This is a genomic window from Kribbella deserti, from assembly GCF_042434725.1.
Classification (GTDB): domain Bacteria; phylum Actinomycetota; class Actinomycetes; order Propionibacteriales; family Kribbellaceae; genus Kribbella; species Kribbella deserti.
In genome coordinates this window covers 1-21,441 of the sequence record NZ_JBHLTC010000019.1, presented here as the reverse complement: position 1 = coordinate 21,441, position 21,441 = coordinate 1, and the positions used below count along the sequence as shown (strand labels likewise).

The following is a 21,441-nucleotide window of genomic DNA, read 5'->3' as shown; positions in this document are numbered from 1 at the left end:
CCACTCGCCGAGGGGTGTGCGGACGCGTCCACTCGCGGAAGGTGCGCGGTCTGCGGGGCGTGGTGGTTAGGGGCCGGTGGGGTGGTGGGGGCGGAAGATGAGAACGAGGACGCGAAGCACCAGTACGGCACAGATGATCAGCAGGTTGTAGCCGAGCAACTGGAACAGGCTGACCTGGTCGGTGACGCGTGGGCCGCCGTCCGTACCGATCAGCAGGACCGCCATCAGTCCGGCAGTGGCTCCCAGAATGGTCAGCAGGACCTGCTGCAGCATGGTGGTCAGGTGGCGGCGGTCCCGTTCGTCGGCCAGCAGCCGCACGTTCACGCTGAGGCGGCCCGTTTCGGCCGCCGCCGCGATCCGGTCGATGCGGCGGGGGAGGCGGCGCAGCATCGGCAGCAGACTCGCGAGTTCCTCCGTCGCCGTACGGCGCAGGGCGTCCGGGGCGAGCCGGTCCGCCACATGTGCCGAGGCATACGTACGCGAGGCTCCCACGAGATCGAACCCGGGGGAGATCCGCCCGATCGTGCCCTCGATCGTGGCCAGGGCGCGGAAGACCGCCGCGACCTCGGGCGGTACGCCGAGATCGTGCTGGGTGATGATCCGGAACAGATCGTTGAACATGGCCGGCCCGAGCGCGGCGCCCGCGCCGAGGTGGCGCGCCATGAACTGGCCGACCGCGCGTTCCAGGGCCTGCTCGTCGATCACGTCCGGGCGGTACACGATCTCCAGCAGCGCGTCCGTCGCGGCGACGGGATCACCGTGATCGACGGCCAGCAGGAATCGCTGCAGCGCCTCCCGGGTGGCGGGGTCGAGGCGGCCCACCGAGCCGAGGTCGAGCATGCCGATCCGGCCGTCGGTCAGCAGCAGGAAGTTGCCGGGGTGCGGATCAGCGTGGAACACCCCATCGATGGCGATCTGGCCCAGTAGGCACTCGAACAAGCTCGAAGCCAGCCCGGCGGCATCCAGTCCGCGTTCTCCGATGGCCGTCGCGGCGTTGCCGAGCGGAATGCCGTCCAGCTTCTCCATCGTGAGGACGCGCCTGGTGCAGTGCTCCTTGTACAGCCGGGGTACGACCACCTCGCCCGTCGCGACGGCCCGGCCGGCCGCCACCGAGACCATGTTGCTCGCCTCGACGGTGAAGTCGAGTTCCTCGCGCATGGCGTCGGAGAAGCCTTCGGCCAGCGCGCTGAGGCCCATCGAACGGCCCCAGTCGGTGTTGCGTTCGAGCATGCGGGCGAACCGCCGCACGATGTCCAGGTCCCGCTCGACCACCGAGGCGATACCGGGGCGCTGCACCTTCACCACCACCTCGCCGCCGTCGGCCAGGGTGGCGACGTACACCTGGGCGACGGAGGCGGCGGCGAGTGGTTCGGAGGCGATGTCGGCGAACGGGAGAGCACCGAGCTCGTCCGAGAGCACTGCTCTCACTTCATCCCAGGGCGCCGGGGTGACCTGGTCCTGCAGGCGGCTCAGTTCCTGCGCGACGGAGGCCGGGATGACGTCCGAACGGGTCGAAAGCACCTGGCCCAACTTGACAAAGGTCACACCCGCTTCGTCGAGGGCCAGTCGCAGGGAACGCGCCAACTCGGCCTGGCTGGCCGCATTCTCCCGCCCGGGCCGGCGCCGCCCGCGCAGATATGGGCCCAGGCCGCGTCGTACGACGATGCGCAGGATCTGCAGATAGCGCCGCGTGCGGGCGATCCGGCCGCCGAGGTCACGGCGCAGATCCCGCGCCCGGGGCAACGATCCGGTCGGCACCAAGGCCTCGGCCAGCACCAGGAAGACCAGTCCCGCCAGGACGGCCAGCAACGTACAGAGAATGAGGAACCAGATCGCCGCGGCGGCGCTGTACGGCCACGGCGGCAGGCCCGCGATCGCCTTGAGCAGCGGTGTGAAGACGGCCAGCGTGATCGCCGTCGCGATCGCCAGCCGGACCAGGCCGAACCGCACGCCGAGCAGGCGCTGCGAGACGGGTACGAAGATGACCATGAACAGGGCGACATTGATCAGCCCGGTGATTCCCACCAACATGCGCCTGACCCTAGACGGGACACCGGCCCGATTCGTCCCCCGCAGGGGTGAATCGGGCCGGTGTCGTCAACCGTGCAAGGGATCAGGCGCGGCGGCGGATCTTGTTGCCGAGCCAGACGACCGGGTCGTACTTGCGGTCGGCGACGCGCTCCTTCATCGGAATCAGCGCGTTGTCGGTGATCTTGATGTGCTCAGGGCACACCTCGGTACAGCACTTGGTGATGTTGCAGAACCCGAGCCCGTGCTTGTCCTGCGCCTCGTGCTGGCGGTCGGCCGCGTCGAGCGGGTGCATGTCCAGCTCGGCGATGCGCATCAGGAAACGTGGACCGGAGAAGGACTCCTTGTTCTCCTCGTGGTCCCGGATCACGTGGCAGGTGTCCTGGCACAGGAAGCACTCGATGCACTTGCGGAACTCCTGCGAGCGCTCCACGTCGATCTGCTGCATCCGGTACTCGCCCGGCTTCAGGTCGGCCGGCGGCGCGAAGGCGGGCACCTCCCGCGCCTTCTGGTAGTTGTACGACACGTCGGTGACCAGGTCGCGCATCACCGGGAACGTGCGCAGCGGCGTCACCGAGATGACCTCGTCCTCGGTGAACGTGCTCATCCGGGTCATGCACAGCAGCTTCGGCTTGCCGTTGATCTCGGCGCTGCACGAACCGCACTTGCCGGCCTTGCAGTTCCACCGGACGGCCAGGTCCGGGGCCTGCGTCGCCTGCAGCCGGTGGATGATGTCCAGCACGACCTCGCCCTCGTTCACCTCGATGGTGAAGTCCTGCAGCTCGCCACCCTCGTCATCCCCACGCCACACGCGGAACTTCCCCTGGTAACTCATCGGCCGCCTCGCTTCGCTACGGCGGCCGCTGAGCTGGACTCGCTGTGTTGATTGGTTTTGATGCTGCGCATCATCACGCTGGCAGCTCCTCTTCGGTGAGGTACTTCTTCAGCTCGTCGAGCTCGAACAGTTCGAGCAGGTCGTCGCGCATCGGGGTCTGCTCCCGGCGCTCGATCGAAACCCGGCCGTCGGAGTCCAGCGAGCAGACCAATACGACCTTGCGCCACTCGGCGTCCATGCCCGGGTGGTCGTCGCGGGTGTGCCCGCCGCGGGACTCGGTCCGCTCCAGCGCGGCCTTCGCCACACACTCGGACACGGTCAGCATGTTGCGCAGGTCCAGCGCCAGGTGCCAGCCCGGGTTGAACTGGCGGTGGCCCTCGACCGTCATCTTCGCGATCCGGGCCCGGAAGTCGGCCAGCCGGCTGAGCGCCTGCTCCATCTCGTCGGAGCGGCGAATGATGCCGACCAGGTCGTTCATCGACTGCTGCAGCTCCTGGTGGATGGTGTACGGGTTCTCACCACCTTCCAGCTCGAACGGCGCGACCGCGTCCGCGGCGGCCCGGGTCACGTCGGCCTCGTCGATCTTCGGCCGGTTGCCGCCCAGGCTGTCGATGTACGTCGCGGCGCCCATGCCCGAGCGCCGTCCGAAGACCAGCAGGTCGGACAGCGAGTTACCACCCAGGCGGTTCGAACCGTGCATACCGCCGGCCACCTCACCGGCGGCGAACAGCCCCGGTACGGCGGACTGCGCGGTGTCCGGATCGACCTCGACGCCACCCATCACGTAGTGACAGGTCGGACCGACCTCCATCGGCTCGGCCGTGATGTCGACGTCGGCCAGCTCCTTGAACTGGTGGTACATCGACGGCAGCCGGCGCCGGATCTCCTCGGCGGGCAGCCGGGAGGAGACGTCCAGGAAGACACCACCGTGCGGCGTACCGCGGCCGGCCTTGACCTCGGAGTTGATCGCGCGGGCGACCTCGTCACGCGGCAGCAGTTCCGGTGGGCGCCGGTTGTTGTCGGCGTCCTTGTACCAGCGGTCGGCCTCTTCCTCGGTGTCCGCGTACTGCGCGCGGAACACATCCGGCACGTAGTCGAACATGAACCGCTTGCCCTCGGAGTTCTTCAGCACGCCACCGTCACCACGCACCGACTCGGTGACGAGAATGCCCTTCACCGACGGCGGCCAGACCATGCCGGTCGGGTGGAACTGGATGAACTCCATGTTGATCAGGGTCGCGCCGGCCCGCATCGCGAGGGCGTGCCCGTCACCGGTGTACTCCCAGGAGTTCGAGGTGACCTTGAACGACTTGCCGACACCGCCGGTGGCCAGGATGACCGCGGGCGCGTCGAACAGGATGAACCGGCCGGACTCGCGCCAGTACCCGAAGGCACCGGAGATCGCGTCGCCATCCTTGAGCAGTTCCGTCACGGTGCACTCGGCGTACACCTTGAGGTTGGCCTCGTAGTCGCCGGTCTCCTTGAAGTCCTCCTGCTGCAGCGAAACGATCTTCTGCTGCAGGGTACGGATCAGCTCCAGGCCGGTCCGGTCGCCGACGTGCGCGAGCCGCGGGTAGCTGTGACCGCCGAAGTTGCGCTGGCTGATCCGGCCGTCGGGCGTGCGGTCGAACAGCGCGCCGTACGTCTCCAGCTCCCAGACCCGGTCCGGGGCCTCCTGCGCGTGCAGTTCGGCCATCCGCCAGTTGTTCAGGAACTTGCCGCCGCGCATGGTGTCGCGGAAGTGGACCTGCCAGTTGTCGTTGGAGTTCGCGTTGCCCATGGCCGCGGCGCAACCGCCCTCGGCCATCACGGTGTGCGCCTTGCCGAACAGGGACTTGCACACGATCGCCGTGCGCTTGCCCTGTTCGCGGGCCTCGATCGCCGCGCGCAGTCCGGCGCCGCCGGCTCCGATCACGACGACGTCGTATGAGTGTCGTTCCAGCTCAGTCATGTGAGGTGCGAGTCCTGATTCAGTTGAAGAAGCGCAGATCGGAGAACCAGCCGGCCGAGACCGACATGATGTAGGCGTCGGTCAGGATCACGGTGAACAACGAGATCATCGCGAAGGTGCCGTGCTTGGGATTCAGCTTCGATACGAAGGTCCAGTACCGGTAGCGCATCGGGTGCTTGGAGAAGTTCTTCAGCCGCCCGCCGACGATGTGCCGGCACGCGTGGCACGACAACGTGTACAGCCAGAGCATCACCAGGTTGATCCAGATGATCAACGTGCCCAGCCCGATGCCGAAGCCACCGTCCTTGCCGTGGAAGGCCAGCACGCCGTCGTACAGGTTGAGCACACCGAAGGCCAGGGCGCCGTAGAAGAAGTAGCGGTGCAGGTTCAGCACGACCAGCGGGAACTTGCGCTCGCCGGTGTAGCTCTTGTGCGGCTCCGGTACGGCGCAGGCGGCCGGCGCGAAGAACAGCGAGCGGTAGCCGGCCTTGCGGTAGTAGTAGCAAGTACCGCGGAAGCCGGCCAGTACGGCGAACGTGATGATGCTCAGCGGGACGAACCGGGGGAACTGGGGGAACCAGGTGCCCAGATGGCTCGAGCCCTCCACACACGAGGCGCTCACACAAGGCGAGTACAGCGGTGTCAGGTAATGGAAGTCATTGACCCAGTACCACTCGTTCATGAAGATCCGGACCGTCGCGTAGACGACGAAGAAGCCCAGGATCACCCCGATCCGCAGCGGCGCGAGCCACCAGCGGTCGGTGCGCAGCGTTTTCGGCCCGATCGAAGCGCGACCGGGTGCGTTGATTCCAGTCGTCATCAGGGGGCGTGCCGGTCCGGTGCGCCGAAGCCTTCATGCTCCGCGTCGGTCCACATGGACGCGTCGTATTCCACGTCGGGGATCTCCTCGAGTTCGGTCGGAACTGGTCCGGGTCTGCGGCGGGGGTCGGGTGGGCCGAGTTCGGCCAGATCATCGCTCAGCCGCGCCACGTCCGAGACCAGCCGGCGTACGCCGAGAGTGTCGCCGTAGGTCTGACTGAGTTTCCCGACGCTGTTGTGCAGGGCCTCGAGAGCGCGCTGCACAGCTGCCACGGTGGTGTTGCCGTCGCCCATGCCGACTCCAGTAAGGAAAGTGTTGCTGTGAGTATCTGGACACTCTGCCGTGGCGCGGCGTCTTTCGGAAGACTTCTCGGCACGGCGTGTTTCTAGTTAGGGACACCTAATTTGCGCGCTGCTGTCGAGGTGGAGTAATGGCGTATATCCAGTACCGGCCGGGCCGCGATGGCGGCCATCGTGGCACGCTGCCAGGACCCGGCCACGGGCGGTATCCGGAACGGCCACTTGAGCCCTTCCGCGGGATTCCCGTCGCGCCCCGCGGTGCATTCTGGTGCCACTGGCACTTTTCGACCACGGTAAATCGTGGCGCAGGGCAACTATTTCCTGTTCTTCTGGCAGAGTTGCCTTTCGTGAATTCGTCGTACGGCGACCGCGAGGTCGTGGTGGGAGTCGCATTGTTCCGCGACGGCCGGGTGCTTGCGGCGCATCGTCCCGCCCGGGCCGGCGCCGCGGGCGGCTGGGAGTTTCCCGGCGGCAAGGTCGAACAAGGCGAGAGTGATCACGCGGCTGCGGTGCGTGAGATCCGTGAGGAACTCGGCGTCGAGGTCGAGGTCGGCGCCGCTCTCGGTGCGGATCAGCCGATCGGTGACCGGTTCGTGCTGCGGGTCTATGCGGGCCGGCTGCTGGCCGGTGAGCCGAAAGCGACCGAGCACAGTGAATTGCGCTGGGTCGCTGCGGAAGAGCTCGAGCAGTTGCCTTGGTTACTGCCCGACCTACCCTTTTTACCGCGCGTACGCGAAGTGATACTGACTGAAATCTGATCCGTCACGATTCGGCCTCGACCAAGCCGCGAAGTGGCGTCCAATCAGCGAGATACGTAAGGTGCCCGATGGTCCGCTGCGACGAGGCAGAGGCCATTCGAACTGATCCGGAAGGACTGGCGAATCACATGACCTTGGGGGCAACTGAAGCCCAGTCGCCAGAAGGTGGCCTGCCGTCTGATCACATCGCGGAGACCGCCGAGGCCAAGCAGATCGAAGGCCGCTCACTCGGCCAGATCGCCTGGGCCCGACTGAAGAAGGACAAGCTCGCGATCGCGAGTGCGTGCATCATCATCCTGATCATCGCGGTGGCCATCTTCGCGCCCCTGATCGTCAAGATCAGCGGTTTCGGCCCGAACGAGTTCAACCAGACCGATGCATCCGGCAAGTCGCTGCTGGACACCGCCAACGGTGGTTTCCCCAACAGCGGCCTGTGGGGCAGCGGGATGAGCAAGGAGCACTGGCTCGGCATCGAGCCGCAGACCGGCCGCGACATCTTCGCCCGGCTGGTCTACGGCACCCGGACCTCGCTGCTGGTCGCACTCGGTGGCACCGTGCTCGCGGTTCTGATCGGCACCGTCGTCGGCATGGTCGCGGGTTACTTCCGCGGCTGGGTCGACACGCTGCTCGGCCGCTTGATGGACATCATGCTGAGCTTCCCGTCGCTGCTGCTGATCATGGCGCTGACGCCGGTCGTCGCCGACCGCGCGAAGGACATGTTCGGCGTCGAGGACACCAACGCGCTGCGCATGGGCGTACTGATGTTCGTGCTCGGATTCTTCGGCTGGGCCTATCTGGCCCGGATCGTGCGCGGTCAGACGCTGTCGATCCGCGAGCGTGAGTTCGTGGACGCGGCCCGCTCGCTCGGCGCCGGCCCGGCGTACGTGATCTTCAAGCAGATCCTGCCGAACCTGCTGCCGACGCTGCTGGTCTACACCACGCTGCTGATTCCCTCGTACATCACCGCCGAGGCCGGCTTGTCCTTCCTCGGTGTCGGCGTCAAGGAGCCCACCGCCTCCTGGGGCAAGATGATCTCCGACGCCTCCAACTGGTACGAGGTCGATCCGCTCTACCTCTTCTTCCCCGGCCTGGCACTGTTCTTTGTCGTGCTGGCCTTCAACCTCCTGGGCGACTCGGTTCGCGACGCCCTCGACCCGCGTGCAGGGAGAAGCTGACCGATGTTCCGGTACACCGTTCGGCGGTTGTTGCAGATGGTGCTCATCCTCTGGGTGATCAGCGTCATCACGTTCTTCCTGTTCTGGGCCACGCCGGCCAATCCCGCTCTGCTGATCTGTGGCAAGGACTGCACGGTCGAGCGGATCGCGCAGGTCAACAAGGACTACGGCTTCGAGGACCCGCTGGTTGTGCAGTACGGCCGCTACATGAGCGGCCTGGTCAACCCCAACGGCCGGACCCTCGGCAACGAGGGCACCGAGATCCACTGCGCTTGGCCGTGCTTCGACCGCTCGCTGCAGAACAGCCTGCCGGTCTGGGATTCGATCAAGTCCTCGATGGCACCGACCGTCTGGCTCGCCACCGGGGCCGCGGTCCTCTGGTTGTTCTTCGGCGTGCTGCTGGGACTGATGGCGGCACTACGCAAGGGCAAGTGGCTGGACAAGCTCAGTGTCGGATTGGCCTTGTTCGGGGTCTCGTTCCCGACTCTGGTCTTCGGCTATCTGCTGATCTTCGTGTTCATCGTGAAGCTGCAGATCGTGCCGTTCCCCGACCAGGCGAGTTCCAGCCTGCTGCAGTCCAACCCGTGGGACTTCGTGCAGTTCTACATCCTGCCGTGGTGCACGCTGGCGCTGGTCTTCGCGGCGCTCTACACCCGGCTGACGCGGGCGAACATGATCGACACGATGAACGAGGACTTCATTCGCACGGCGCGGGCCAAGGGCCTGACCGAGCGCAAGGTCGTCTTCAAGCACGGCCTGCGCGCGGCGCTGACGCCGATCGTCACCATCTTCGGCCTGGACCTCGGTGGTCTGCTGGGTGGCGCGGTCATCACCGAGCAGATCTTCAGCATCCAGGGACTGGGCAAGCTGTCCATCAACGCGGTGCTGGGTAACGACCTGCCGGTGATCATGGGGGTCGTGCTGATCGCGGCCTTCTTCATCGTCTTCGCCAACATCGTCGTCGACCTTCTCTACGCCCTGATCGATCCTCGTGTCCGGCTGTCCTGACCGAGCTCGTCGATATTTCCGTACGGACGGAGCAGAACCACAGTGAGCAACACGGCAGTCGAAGAGGTTCCGCCGAACAAGGCGACCGGGCGTGCGTTCCTGGAGGTCGACAACCTCCAGGTGCGCTTCCCCACCGATGACGGACTGGTCCGCGCGGTCAACGGGCTGAGCTTCAAGCTCGAGCGCGGCAAGACCCTGGGCATCGTGGGTGAGTCGGGCTCGGGCAAGAGCGTGACCAGCCTGGCGATCATGGGCCTGCACAAGGGCAGCCGGGCCCAGGTCGAGGGTGAGATCTGGCTGGACGGCAACGAGCTGGTCTCGATGCGGGCCGAGGAGATGCGGCGCCTGCGCGGTACCGAGGTCTCGATGATCTTCCAGGACCCGTTGTCCGCGATGCACCCGTTCTACCGGATCGGCGACCAGCTGGTCGAGGCGTACCTGGTGCACAACGACGTGTCCAAGGCGGTCGCGCGCAAGCGGGCCATCGACTTGCTGGAGCGGGTCGGAATTCCGTCGCCGGACAAGCGCTACAGCGACTACCCGCACCAGTTCTCCGGCGGTATGCGGCAGCGCGCGATGATCGCGATGTCGCTGATGTGCGACCCGAAGCTGCTGATCGCCGACGAGCCGACCACGGCCCTCGACGTCACGGTGCAGGCGCAGATCCTGGACCTGATGAACGATCTGCAGAAGGAGTTCAACTCCGCGATCATCATCATCACCCACGACCTCGGCGTGGTCGCGCAGATGGCCGAGGACCTGGTCGTGATGTACGGCGGCCGCGTGGTCGAGGCCGGCGCGGTGCGGGACATCTTCTACCGGCCCGAGCACCCGTACACCTGGGGCCTGCTCGGCTCGATCCCGCGGATCACCGGTGGCGGTGGCCGGCTGAAGTCGATCAAGGGCGCGCCGCCCTCGCTGATCAACCTGCCGACCGGCTGCCCGTTCCACCCGCGCTGTGATTTCCGGGAATACGCCACGGATGGCTCCTGCACCGGCGACGTGCCCGAACTGCTCCAGATCGGGGCCACCGCGCACGCTGCTCGCTGCCACATTCCCAGCGAGAAGCGCAAGCAGTTGTTCATCGAGCAGATCAAGCCGAACCTGTGACCTCCGGATCGGAAGCACGAGGAGATGTTGTGACCACTTCGACGACGGAGGCGACCGAGCGTGCCAAGCCCGTCAAGGGCGACGTGCTGCTCGAGGTGAAGGGCCTGCAGCGGCACTTCCCGGTGACCCAGGGCATCATCTTCCAGCGCCAGACCGGCGCGGTGAAGGCGGTCGACGGCATCGACTTCACCGTCAACGTCGGTGAGACGCTCGGCCTGGTGGGTGAGTCCGGTTGTGGCAAGTCCACCACCGGCCGCCTGGTGACCCGGCTGGATGAGCCCACGGGTGGCACGATCACCTTCCAGGGCACGGATATCACCCACCTGAGCCGGCAGAAGATGCGCCCGTTCCGGCGGGACGTGCAGATCATCTTCCAGGACCCGTTCTCGTCGCTGAACCCGCGCCAGACGGTCGGCACGATCATCGCCGCGCCGTTCGACATCCAGGGCATCAAGACCGAGGGGGGCACCAAAAAGGCCGTCCAGGAGCTGATGGCCCGCGTCGGCCTGAACCCGGAGCACTACAACCGCTACCCGCACGAGTTCTCCGGCGGTCAGCGGCAGCGCATCGGGATCGCGCGGGCGCTGGCGCTGCGGCCCAAGCTGATCGTCTGTGACGAGCCGGTCTCGGCCCTGGACGTGTCGATCCAGGCCCAGGTGGTCAACCTGCTGGACGACCTGCAGGACGACTTCGACCTGGCCTACCTGTTCGTCGCGCACGACCTCTCGGTGATCCGGCACATCTCGGACCGGGTGGCCGTGATGTACCTCGGCAAGATCGTCGAGATCGCCGAGCGGGACGAGCTGTACAACCATGCGCGGCACCCGTACACGCACGCGCTGCTGTCGGCCGTGCCGGAGCCGGACCCGGACTCGGTCAAGCGCCGTGAGCGGATTCGCCTCACCGGCGACGTACCGAGCCCTTTGAACCCGCCCAGTGGGTGCCGTTTCCGCACCCGCTGCTGGAAAGCGGAGGACATCTGCGCCGAGCAGGAGCCCCCGCTGCTGCAGATCGGCGCGCCGGGCCATTCGGCGGCGTGCCACTTCCCGGAAGAACGCGATGTCATCTGACCGCAACAGCGTGTAGCTGATGAGGTCTACATGTGACAAGGAAGCGATCACGATCCGGTCACTGGGACCGTACAGTCGTTGATTCGGTTCCCTGATCCGTGAGTAGATGACGGGCGTTCCACTCTCAGGCCGCCGTAACCCGGCGCCCGACGTACGAAGAAAGAAGGACAGGCATGGCTCACGCCAAGCGAGTCGGATCGGCGATTGCCGCCGGTCTAGCGCTTACCCTGACGCTGGCGGCATGCGGCGGGGGAAATGACAACACCGGCGGTGGCGGTAACACCGGTGGTGAAGGCTTCAAGGGTGGGACCATGACGGTCTACCTGGTTGATGACGTCGAGCACTTGGACCCGGTGCGGAACTTCGTCACCAACTCCAACGCCATCGGCAAGCTGCTGACCCGCACGCTGACCGAATTCAAGTACGACGGCAAGACCAAGAAGACCGAGCTCGTGCCCGACCTCGCTGAGAAGTGGGAGTCGAACGACGGGCTTGACGAGTGGAAGTTCACGCTCAAGGACGGCCTGAAGTACGAAGACGGTACGCCGGTCAAGGCCGCCGACATCAAGTACAACGTCGAGCGCGGCTTCTCCCCGGACCTGTCCGAGGGCTCGCCGTACCCGAAGGAAATGATCGCCTGCCAGAAGGGCTACGTCGGCCCGTACTCGCCGGCCGGCAACAACGGCGGCAAGGGCTGCGAGGCCATCACGACGCCTGACGACAAGACCATCGTCTTCAAGCTGCAGCGCCCGGTCGCCGAGTTCGACATGGTCGCCTCGATGAAGAACTTCTCGCCGGTGCCGCAGGACAAGGACACCAAGACGCAGTACGACGCGCGTCCGGTCTCGACGGGCCCGTACAAGATCCAGACCTACACGCGTAAGAAGGAACTGGTCCTGGTCCGCAACGACCAGTGGGACCAGAAGAGCGACACGCTGCGCAACGCGCGTCCGGACAAGTTCGTCTTCAAGTTCGGTGACGACGAGGCCGTCGTCGACCAGCGCCTGATCGCGAACGGCACCGCGGACGCCAGCTCGTTCAGCTTCAGCGGTGTTCAGCCGCAGAACCTGCCGAAGACGAACTCGGCGAACGTGAAGGACCGTGTTATCGAGGGCGCCGACCAGTGCCGCCGGTACATCGCCTTCAACCAGCAGAAGCCGCTGCTGAAGAACCAGAAGCTGCGTGAGGCTCTGTACTACGGTTTGGACCGCGTCGCGTACCAGACCGCCCGTGGTGGCGAGCGTCTCGCCGCGATCGTCGACTCGGTTGTTCCCGAGGACATGAAGGGCTACGAGGCCGACACGATCTTCCAGGCCCCGCCGGCCGGCGACAAGGCCAAGGCGAAGGCGTTGCTGACGGAGGCCGGCTACAAGGGTGAGAAGCTGACCCTCGGTACGGCTGACTCCGGTCTGGCCGTCAAGGCCGCTGAGTCCGCGCAGCAGGCGTGGAAGGCGATCGGCATCAACGTCGACATCCGCAAGATCCCCGGTGACAACTACTACTCGACGCAGCAGAACGACGCGTCGGCGAGCGACCTGATCACCGCCGGCTGGTGCCCGGACTACCCGAGCATCGCGTCCGTTGTCGCTCCGGTCCTCGGCCCGGACACCACGTCCGCCACGCCGAAGGCCGCGCAGAACAACTACGGCCGCTCGCTGGTCGGCTTCGACAAGTTCAAGGCCGTCCAGCTGGTCAAGGACAAGGACCAGGCCGTCAAGGACTGGTCGGCGCTGTACAAGGAGATCATGCAGACGGCTCCGCTGGTCCCGACCGTGAAGGACCTGAACGTGTACGTGCTCGGTGGCAACATCGACAGCGCGTTCCCGGACCCGAACACCGGTGGTATCCCGGACCTCACCCAGATCGGCCTCAAGAAGGCCAGCTGATCCGAGGTTCTAGCCACTAGCTAGACAAGCAAGGGCGGTACCGGTTCTCCGGTACCGCCCTTCGCCTTTGCCCCCTCACCGCGCGGCGAGCAGCTCTTCAAGCGTGGTCGCGCGGATGCCGTGGGATTGGTGGATGGTGAGGGCCAGGCGCCATTCGCGGCGGGCTTCGGTGGGGTGGCCCTGGGCCTGGTGGACCTCGCCGAGGTGGCGGCGGATGGTGGCCTCGCGCAACCAGTCGCCGTACTGGCCGGCGATCGCGAGGCCTTCGCTGTAATGCAGCACCGCCTCGGAGTGGTTGCCGAGGGCAAAGGCCAGGACACCGAGTTCGTTCAGCGCCTCGGCTTCGGCCAACGGCCGATCGGCGGCGCGGAAGAGGGCCAGGCTCTGCTGCAGGGCCCCGGCGGCGGTGCCGTACTGGCCGGCCTCGCGATAGGCGACGCCGATGTTCAGCGCGATCATGCCGTGATCGCCGCGCGGGCCGGCCGCCGCGCCGAGCGCGAGGGCCTCGTCGAAGCGGTCGCGGGCCCGGCCGGTGTCGCCGGTCTTCAGGTAGAGCATGCCGAGCGCGAGACAGGCGTACGCGGTCCGGCCGGGATGCCCGATGCGCAGGCCGAGTCGCCGGGCGCGTTCGGCGTACGGAATGCCTTCGGCGTATCGGCCGAGGCGTTCGAGGGCGTGACTGAGGCTGCTCAGGCACAGCACCTGAAGGCCGTGGTCCGCGCTTCGATCGGCGGCGGCCAGCGCCAGTCGCAGGTGTTCCGAGGCGAGCTCGAACTGCCCGAGCTCGGCCTGTGCGGCGCCGAGATCGTGCCGGACGACGCCCTCGGCGATCGGGTCGTTGCCGGCGGCCACCAATTCCACGACGGCCTCGTTGACGTGCAACCAGTCCAGCCAGAGCTTCCGCTCCGCGCAGTAGGCGTTGAGACCGATGGCCAGCCGGATCGCGACGGCGGGGGAGTCGACGGCGGTGCGTCGTACGGTGTCGACCAAGGCGGGCTGTTCGGCGTCCAGCCAGGCGAACACCTCGGCCTCACTCGTAAGGTCCTGCGACGGCTTCAGCCAGGCCGGATCCAGCCAGGTCTCGCGTGTCTGTCCGTGAGTGGCGAACTCGCTCGCACGCCATACGACGGCCAGCACCCGTTCGAGCCACCTGTCGCGGGCTGTGGCCCGTTCGGCCTGGGTGATCACCTGCTCGGCGTACTCCATCGCAGAGACGCGTAGGAGGTCGTGCAGCCGGTACTGGCCCGTCCCCTGGCTACTGAGCAGGTGAACGTCTACAAGCCGCCCAAGGACCGTCCCAGCCTCATCCTCACTCGAGTCGGCAAGAGCCGCTACGAGTCGCACGCTCAGGTCCGGACCGTCCGCGAGCCCCAGCAGCGCGAAGTACCTCGCGGCCCGTACGTCGAGTGGGTCCTCGCTGGTGGCGAGTTGTTCGATGGACAGGGCCAGGGTGGCCCGCACGCCCGCGTGGTCGATCTCCAGCTCGTCGAGGCGGCGCCGTTCGTCGGCGAGGCGATCCGCGAGATGCCGGACCGGCCAGTTCGGCCGTGAGGCCAGGCGGGCCCCGGCCATCCGGACCGCCAGCGGCAGGCCGCCGCACTGGTCCACCACGTCGGCCGCGGCCGGTTCCAGTCCGAAGTCGCGGCCGGCCACGGTTTGCAGCAGCTCGATCGACTCCCCGACCGGTGGTACGCCGAGCTGGAGGTGGAGTCCGTCCAGCCCGGACAGCGACCGGCGGCTGGTGACGATCGCGGCGCTGCCGGCGGTAACGGGCAGCAGCGGTTGCACCTGAGCGGCGTCCAGCGCGTTGTCGACCACGAACAGGAACCGTCGTTTCGCCGCCAACGTGCGGTACCGCGCGACGGCGGCTCCGAGGTTGGTCGGTAGCTCCTCCGAGGCCACTCCGAGGGTGCTGAGGATCGCGGTCAGGGCCTCCAGCGGCTCCAGCGGCGAGCCGTGGCCGAACCCGCGCAGGTCCAGGTAGAGCTGGCCGTCGTCGAACCGGCCGGACGCCGCGTGGGCTGCGTGTACGGCCAGGGTGGTCTTGCCGATACCGCCCATGCCGGTCACGGCGACCACGGCCGCGTCACGGTCCGTCGTACTCAGGTGATCGGCGATCTGGCGCAGCTCCGTCGCCCGGCCGGTGAAATCACCGGCGGCAAGGGGGAGCTGCCGAGGCCGGACGGAGGCCTTCGGCGCCTCTCGGGCACTGGTTCGACGGCCCCTGCGCGAAGCGGCGGCTTCCAGCGCCGCGCGCTGATCCGGGTCCAGCTCAAGGGCGTCCGCGAGGGCCAGCAAGGTGCTCCGCTGGGGGTGTCGCCGGGTCCCGCGTTCCAGGGTGCTGATGGCCTCCTGACTGAGACCGCAGCGATCGGCCAGCTCGTCCTGGGTTAGACCACTGGCCTGCCGATGGCGCCGTAACAGGGCTGCGAACTGGGATTCCATCGCTTCCCTCCGCAAAACGCCGCGATTGTATGGGTGAACTGTACGAGTTGTACCTGTTACCTCACCGTCCCCTGTCTGAGACTTAAGGCGTTCGCTGACCGACTGGGGAGGAGAAGCGGATGACACTGCACCAGATAGAGGTGCTCGACCCGGCCAGACCGGCGGAGGACGGCATGCTGACGATGACCCCGCGAATGACCGCGGCGGAGGTGCGCGGGCCGGCTCTTTCGGCGCTCGAGGCGCCGGCCGCCGCCGGGGGCGTGCGCTGGCTGGACGGACGGGCCGAGATTCGTGCCGAGCTGGACCTGCTGGACGCGAGCTGCCTGACCGAGCGGATGGCGATGGTCGCCGACCTGCCACCGGTCCGGTCACACTCCGTGGTCGGCTGGCGTACCCGGGGCGTGCGGGCCCGGACCATTCACCAGGTGGCGCCGCTGTCGGGCCGTGCGTTCGGCACCGATCCGGACCAGGAGGAGACGCGGGCGTTCCTGGCGGTCTCGGCGACGATGGTGATCGCCGACCGGCTGACCGCCCTGGTCATCCAGCCGCCGGTCGAGACCGACGGCGCGCTTTCGTGGCGGGGAATGCTGATCGAGGACACCCGGCTGGTCGGCCTGCTCTGCGAGATGTACGACGGAGTCTGGGAGTGCAGTCTGCCGTTCGGCGCGGACGAGACGCCACAGCCGCGGGTGGAGGAGCTGACCGAACGGCAGGAGTGCATCGGGCGGCTGCTCGCGACCGGTGCCAAGGACGAGGCGATCGCGCGCCGGCTCGGGTTGTCGCTGCGCACGGTCCGGGCGGAGATCAGCCGGCTGACCGAGGCGCTGGGAGCGCGATCCCGGTTCCAGGCCGGGGTGCAGCTGGCCCGTCGCTACGGCTGAAAGAAACTGTCGGAAGCCCGACGTACGCTGAAGGTCATGAGCGCACTTCCTGACCGCCGGCTCCTGCTGGTGCATGCCCATCCGGACGACGAAACCATCAACAACGGCGTGACGATGGCCCGCTACGTGGCCGAAGGCGCGCACGTCACGCTGGTCACCTGCACCCTCGGCGAGGAGGGTGAGGTGCTGGTGCCCGAGCTGGCACATCTGGCCTCCGACCAGACCGACGGGCTCGGGCAGCACCGGATCGGCGAGCTGGCCGCCGCGATGAAGGAGCTCGGGGTGACCGACCACCGGTTCCTCGGCGAGCCCGGCCGCTACCGCGACACCGGCATGGTCTACGACCCCGAGGGCAACGCGGCCGTGCCGCCACAGACCCGCCCGGACAGCTTCTGGCAGGCCGATCTGCTGCTGACGGCGGACGACCTGATCAAGGTGATCCGCGAGATCCGCCCCCAGGTCCTGGTGGCGTATGACGAGTTCGGTGGCTACGGCCATCCCGATCACGTCCAGGCCCACCGCGTCGCGATGTACGCCGCCGCGCTGGCCGCCGTTCCGTCGTACCGGGAGGATCTCGGCCCGGCCTGGGACATCGCGAAGATCTACTGGAACGCGATGGGTGAGACCGGCCTGCGGGACAGCCTGCGCAAACTGCGCGAGTCCGGGGACACCACCACGTTCGAGGGCATGGATCCGGATGGGCCGCTGCCGCGTTTTGTCACGCCGGACCGGTTCATCACCTGCGTGATCGAGGGCGAGTCCTTCGTGGACCAGAAGATGAGCGCGATGAAGGCGCACGCCACCCAGATCACGCTCGACGGCCCGTTCTTCGCCCTGTCGAACAACAACGGCAACGAGGTCTGGGGCAACGAGGAGTATGTGCTGGCCAAGGGCACCGCGTCTCCCGGGCCGGACGGGCGCGAACATGACCTCTTCGCGGGCCTCTAAACTGCGGGGGTGACGGCACCCGGCGGGATCGACGACAAGGCATTCCGGTCGGTGCTCGGCCGGTTCGCCACCGGGATCACCATCATGAGCACCCGGCAGGACGGTGTCGCGCACGCGATGACGGCCAACGCCTTCACCTCGGTCTCGCTGGATCCGCCGTTGGTGCTGGTCTGCGTCGACAAGGCCGTGCGCATGCACGACGCCGTACTGGCCAGTGGTTCGTGGGCCGTCTCGGTGCTCAGCGTCGGGCAATGCGAGCTGGCCGAGCGGTTCGCCCGTTCCGGCCGGGATCTGTACACGCAGTTCGACGGTGTGCCGACCACCCCCGGTCCGATTACCGGCTGCCCGGTGATTTCCGGGGCGTTGTCGTGGCTGGAGTGCCGGACCTGGGCGACCTATCCCGGTGGTGACCACACCATCGTGGTGGGGGAGGTGCTCGCGCTGGGCGAGGGCACGCAGGAAAGCGCGCTGACTTATTTTTCCGGTAAATACCGGTCTGTGACCTGAGCGGCCCCCGCACTACCGTACGATGGGGCGTTGCATTGATCGCGTTCGAGCAGGAGGACTCTGTCCGGTGGGGAGAAAGCAGCTCGCGGGCATTATCGCCGCGGCGGGGCTGGGAGTTCTTGCGGTCGGCTATGGGGCGGCCTACGCCTTTACCGGGGACAAGGTGCCGGGGGAGACAACCGTTCTCGGTGTGTCCCTGGGCGGTCTGTCCGAGGCTGAGGCCAAGGCCAAGCTGACCGGGGCCGTCAAGGACAAACTGGACACGCCTCTCAAACTCAAGGCCGGCGAGAAGACGGTCACGCTGAAGCCCGCCGACGCGGGCCTGCGCCTGGATGTCGACGCCACGGTCGAGGCCGCCGGCGCGGGCCGCAGTCTCAACCCGGGCCGGATGTGGCAGGTGATGACCGGCGGCGAGGCGGTCGAACCCGTTGTCATCGCCGACAAGACCAAGCTGGACGCGGCCATCGGCCGGGTCGCGAAGCTGATCGACCAGCCCGCTACCGAGGGCTCGATCACCTTCGAAGGCGTCACGCCGGTGCAGCACCAGCCGGCCGCCGGCATCACGCTGGACAAGGCCGGTGCCGCCGAGGCCATCACCAAGGGGTATCCGTTCGCGGGCGAGCCGATCGCGCTGCCTGCCGACGTGACGGAGCCGGGCGCGGGTAACCCGGACATCGCCAAGGCCCTCAAGGAGTACGCCGAGCCCGCCATGTCCGGGCCGATCCGCCTCACGGTCGGCGAGAAGTTCGTCGAGCTGAAGCCGGCCGAACTGGCTCCGGCGCTGAAGCTGACCGGCAACGCGGATGGCAAGGTCGTACCGTCACTGGACGCGGCCAAGCTGGAGCCGCTGTTCAAGGAGCGGTTCGAGAACCTCGAGACCGAGGCGACGGACGCGAGCTTCAAGATCGTCGGCGGCAAGCCGCAGGTCGTACCGGCTGTTGACGGCCAGATCGTCGCCCGGGACAAGGTGGTGCCCGCGATTCTCGCGACGCTGCCCAAGCCGGCCGGTGAGCGTAAGGTCTCGATCGGCCTGGGCAAGAGCAAGGCCAAGTTCACCACCGAGCAGGCGCAGGCGCTCGGCATCAAGGAAGTGATGGGTGCCTACACCACCTACTTCCCGTACGCCGAGTACCGCAACGTCAACATCGGCACGGCCGCGCGCAAGATCAACGGCACCCTGCTCAAGCCGGGCGAGATGTTCAGCCTGAACAAGATCGTCGGTGAGCGCACCCGGGAGAACGGCTTCACCGAGGGCAACATCATCAACGGCGGCAAGTTCGTGCTCGATCTCGGTGGCGGCGTCTCGCAGTCGGCCACCACCACCTTCAACGCGGCGTTCTTCGCCGGTCTGAAGGACGTCGAGCACAAGGCGCACAGTGTCTACATCGACCGCTACCCGGTCGGGCGGGAGGCCACCGTGGCATGGCCGTCGGTGGACCTGCGCTTCCAGAACGACTCCGGCAAGGGGATCTTCGTCGAGACGATCTTCACCAAGTCGACGCCGGGCAAAAAGGGCGCGCTGACGGTCAAGATCTGGGGCACCAAGGTCTGGGACATCACCGCCGGTGCCTCCGAGCGGTACAACTTCCGCTCGCCGGGCACCGTCTACAACACCGAGCCGGGCTGCCGTCCGCAGGCACCGACGACCGGTTTCGACATCAAGATCTACCGCTACTTCGCAAAGAACGGCACCCGGGTCAAGACCGAGTCGTTCACCACGAACTACAACGCGGCAGACCTGATCAAGTGTGAGCCGAAGCCCCAGCCGCCGAAGCCCCCGACAACCCCGGGCCCGCCGAACAACGAAAAGCCGGCCGGTACCGACCGCTGAACCACACTGTGGCCGTAGTCCCTCGGGACTACGGCCACAGTCTTTCCGGTGCTCAATGGGCTCAGGGTGCAGCCGCCGCACGCGCACGGGGTTCCGGGCGCGTGGGTCTTGCTAGAGGTTCATGGGCGAGGGCGGAGACCGTGCAGGCCTTCGGCCACCACGGCGTACGTCGCCTCGTCGATGACCGCGCCTTCGCGCCGTACGTCCTTCGCGTCGATCCGCAGCACCCGATCCAGCCGGACCTCGCTCGGCCGGCCCTCCCGGTCCCACGCGCCACTGCCGATGTCCTGCCAGACCCGGCCATGGCGCGCCTCGTCGGCGGCGTCCCGGTCGTGGTCCTGGCTGGTCAGGATCAACGCCAGCAACCAGTGCCCGTCATGCCCGACCACGAGCACCGGCCGGTCCTTGCCCCGGCTGTGATCGTCCTCGAACGGCACCCAGGTCCACACCACCTCACCCGGATCGGCCACCCCGTCATCCGGATGCGGCCTGTACTCCAGCTCAACCCGACCCTCGAAATCCCCCACATACGATTCCGTCATCCCCCGACCCTAACCGCCCAGCCGCTCCACCAGGCGAAACTGCTGATATCGGTGGGCGTGTATGAGTAGCGCATCTGCTCATACAAGTAGATGTATGGGCTGGCTGTATGAGTTGTATCTGTTACACCCCGTCGTGATCGGACATGGTGGAGGCGTTCTGAGACGTTGCTGGGGGAGATTCAAACGCACCTCCGGCGTCGCGTTTCCGCCCGATCAGGAGGTTCACATTGTCTGTACACGAGAGACGCAGTCCGCACGCAAGCAGCTACTCGCTACCGGAATCGTGCTCACAGCGTGCAGTGGCCCCGGCCGCCAAGATGCTGCAGAGCGCGCTGCCATCCCAGCGTAATCAGGGAGTTCACCGGGGGCGTCGTGAGGTTTAGCCGCAAGACCGCGATGGTCGCTGTGGCGGCCTGCGTCGCGATGACCCCATTGAATTCGCCTGCTGTGGCTAGTCCGCAGGCACCGGGTCACGTCAACGAGCTTCAAGTGGTCGCTCGGGGTACGGTCCAGCAAAACGGGCTGTCGGCGCAGAATGCCAGAGTGCTGGTGAAGGTATGGCCTAATAACGAGGTCCTTGCCAAGGCTCCCGATGGCGTCGACCTAGACGTGCCGGTCGTCTATCTGGATTCTGTCGACAGCAATGGAAGTTTTGCGGCGACGGTCGATCCTCGGACGTTATCGAAAGCCCACGTGGCGTCCGATGGCATCGTGCACTTCGAAATTCAGGTCACCGATGGTGAAAGTGAGGCAACCTGGAACTTCTCTTCGAAGTACGAGGCTGCGAACGGTTGGGGCGCCGCGCTGGCCGGCGGTGATGACATCGCTGAGGATCAGCTTCACTTCGATCTCGGTTCCAAGCCGCGGGTGACGGACCGCAATGGCCCACAAGCACTACCTGTGGCTCCCATGTCGAAGGCGTGGGCCGGTCCCGATGCTCCGTGCGTGTCGCCGCGACCTGGTGCCTGGCATTATGCGCAAGGCGAGTTTTTCGCCAGGGTCTTCGGGACGCCTGACGCGCCAGCCACGGTCTCTCAAAAGTATGGCGTAGATCATGAGCTTGGCGTTGGTCTCAAGGACACCGTCAACGGTTCCTGGAGCGCGTCGGGAACATCAACGACTTCGCTGAACGCAAGCGGTGAACGCGGTGATTGGGTCGGCTCGGTAGCCGCGTGGAACAAGGTCAATTACCGCGACTTCTACAACAACTGCGGACTTTACGCCCGCCGCCCGATAAGCGTCTCTGCCCTACTCACCGGATTTACGGCTACGCCGAAACCGAACTGGTGAAGTTGACCCGGTTTGACGGACGGGGTTGGTGTGGGGTGGTCAGGCTACTTGTTCGGC

Annotated in this window: 18 protein-coding genes; 11 read left to right on the top strand and 7 right to left on the bottom strand. The window is 66.7% G+C overall.

Annotated elements, in window-relative coordinates:
• Positions 1-66 precede the first annotated feature (66 nt).
• The 5 genes from ACFFGN_RS17595 to ACFFGN_RS17575 all read right to left on the bottom strand — a co-directional run bounded on the left by ACFFGN_RS17595 (position 67) and on the right by ACFFGN_RS17575 (position 5,927).
• Complete coding sequence (locus ACFFGN_RS17595) at positions 67-2,031, bottom strand: ABC1 kinase family protein (RefSeq protein WP_380048805.1); 1,965 nt, start codon at positions 2,029-2,031, stop codon at positions 67-69.
• Between the two features lie 82 nt (positions 2,032-2,113).
• Positions 2,114-2,863, bottom strand: a complete 750-nt coding sequence (locus ACFFGN_RS17590; protein WP_380048803.1) for a succinate dehydrogenase/fumarate reductase iron-sulfur subunit — start codon at positions 2,861-2,863, stop codon at positions 2,114-2,116.
• 73 nt (positions 2,864-2,936) lie between these two features.
• Positions 2,937-4,814, bottom strand: a complete 1,878-nt coding sequence (locus tag ACFFGN_RS17585; protein ID WP_380048801.1) for a fumarate reductase/succinate dehydrogenase flavoprotein subunit — start codon at positions 4,812-4,814, stop codon at positions 2,937-2,939.
• Between the two features lie 19 nt (positions 4,815-4,833).
• A complete protein-coding gene (sdhC, locus tag ACFFGN_RS17580; protein WP_380048799.1) occupies positions 4,834-5,634 on the bottom strand; it encodes a succinate dehydrogenase subunit SdhC in 801 nt (266 codons plus the stop codon).
• Positions 5,634-5,927 carry an Rv0250c family protein gene (locus tag ACFFGN_RS17575; RefSeq protein ID WP_380048797.1) on the bottom strand — a complete coding sequence of 98 codons (294 nt, stop codon included), beginning with the start codon at positions 5,925-5,927 and terminating at the stop codon, positions 5,634-5,636. The genes sdhC and ACFFGN_RS17575 overlap by 1 nt, the downstream gene beginning before the upstream one ends.
• Before the next feature lie 137 nt (positions 5,928-6,064).
• Between ACFFGN_RS17575 and ACFFGN_RS17570 the strand changes: the two genes are divergently transcribed.
• The 6 genes from ACFFGN_RS17570 to ACFFGN_RS17545 all read left to right on the top strand — a co-directional run bounded on the left by ACFFGN_RS17570 (position 6,065) and on the right by ACFFGN_RS17545 (position 12,940).
• Complete coding sequence (locus ACFFGN_RS17570) at positions 6,065-6,691, top strand: (deoxy)nucleoside triphosphate pyrophosphohydrolase (protein WP_380048795.1); 627 nt, start codon at positions 6,065-6,067, stop codon at positions 6,689-6,691.
• Between the two features lie 128 nt (positions 6,692-6,819).
• Positions 6,820-7,866, top strand: coding sequence for an ABC transporter permease (locus tag ACFFGN_RS17565; RefSeq protein WP_380048793.1), 1,047 nt, complete (start codon positions 6,820-6,822; stop codon positions 7,864-7,866).
• A 3-nt stretch (positions 7,867-7,869) separates the two neighbouring features.
• A complete protein-coding gene (locus tag ACFFGN_RS17560) occupies positions 7,870-8,874 on the top strand; it encodes an ABC transporter permease (RefSeq protein ID WP_380048791.1) in 1,005 nt (334 codons plus the stop codon).
• A 42-nt stretch (positions 8,875-8,916) separates the two neighbouring features.
• Positions 8,917-9,984: an ABC transporter ATP-binding protein gene (locus tag ACFFGN_RS17555; protein WP_380048789.1), complete on the top strand. Its 1,068-nt coding sequence runs from the start codon at positions 8,917-8,919 to the stop codon at positions 9,982-9,984.
• A gap of 29 nt (positions 9,985-10,013) precedes the next feature.
• Positions 10,014-11,054: an ABC transporter ATP-binding protein gene (locus tag ACFFGN_RS17550; RefSeq protein WP_380048787.1), complete on the top strand. Its 1,041-nt coding sequence runs from the start codon at positions 10,014-10,016 to the stop codon at positions 11,052-11,054.
• 173 nt (positions 11,055-11,227) lie between these two features.
• Entirely contained in the window at positions 11,228-12,940 is a 1,713-nt protein-coding gene (locus tag ACFFGN_RS17545) for an ABC transporter substrate-binding protein (protein WP_380048785.1), read from the top strand.
• 75 nt (positions 12,941-13,015) lie between these two features.
• Here ACFFGN_RS17545 and ACFFGN_RS17540 read toward each other — a convergent pair whose 3' ends face one another.
• Positions 13,016-15,385 (bottom strand): ATP-binding protein, encoded by a 2,370-nt coding sequence (locus ACFFGN_RS17540; protein ID WP_380048783.1) that lies wholly within the window; start codon positions 15,383-15,385, stop codon positions 13,016-13,018.
• A gap of 119 nt (positions 15,386-15,504) precedes the next feature.
• On the opposite strand from ACFFGN_RS17540, the gene ACFFGN_RS17535 reads away from it, so the two are divergent.
• From ACFFGN_RS17535 to ACFFGN_RS17520, 4 genes are all read left to right on the top strand, one after another.
• Positions 15,505-16,266: a helix-turn-helix transcriptional regulator gene (locus ACFFGN_RS17535; protein WP_380048781.1), complete on the top strand. Its 762-nt coding sequence runs from the start codon at positions 15,505-15,507 to the stop codon at positions 16,264-16,266.
• A 36-nt stretch (positions 16,267-16,302) separates the two neighbouring features.
• Positions 16,303-17,214, top strand: a complete 912-nt coding sequence (mshB, locus tag ACFFGN_RS17530) for an N-acetyl-1-D-myo-inositol-2-amino-2-deoxy-alpha-D-glucopyranoside deacetylase (RefSeq protein WP_380048779.1) — start codon at positions 16,303-16,305, stop codon at positions 17,212-17,214.
• Positions 17,215-17,223: 9 nt separating this feature from the next.
• The gene (locus tag ACFFGN_RS17525) at positions 17,224-17,721 is read left to right on the top strand and encodes a flavin reductase family protein (RefSeq protein WP_380048777.1); all 498 of its coding nucleotides are present in this window, start codon (positions 17,224-17,226) and stop codon (positions 17,719-17,721) included.
• 67 nt (positions 17,722-17,788) lie between these two features.
• Positions 17,789-19,552: a VanW family protein gene (locus ACFFGN_RS17520; protein WP_380048775.1), complete on the top strand. Its 1,764-nt coding sequence runs from the start codon at positions 17,789-17,791 to the stop codon at positions 19,550-19,552.
• A gap of 119 nt (positions 19,553-19,671) precedes the next feature.
• Here the strand turns inward: ACFFGN_RS17520 and ACFFGN_RS17515 are convergent, their stop codons facing one another.
• Positions 19,672-20,094, bottom strand: coding sequence for a type II toxin-antitoxin system PemK/MazF family toxin (locus ACFFGN_RS17515; protein ID WP_380048773.1), 423 nt, complete (start codon positions 20,092-20,094; stop codon positions 19,672-19,674).
• Positions 20,095-20,466: 372 nt separating this feature from the next.
• Here ACFFGN_RS17515 and ACFFGN_RS17510 point away from each other — a divergent pair, with 372 nt between their 5' ends.
• The gene (locus ACFFGN_RS17510; protein WP_380048771.1) at positions 20,467-21,384 is read left to right on the top strand and encodes a hypothetical protein; all 918 of its coding nucleotides are present in this window, start codon (positions 20,467-20,469) and stop codon (positions 21,382-21,384) included.
• The last annotated feature ends 57 nt before the right edge of the window (positions 21,385-21,441 follow it).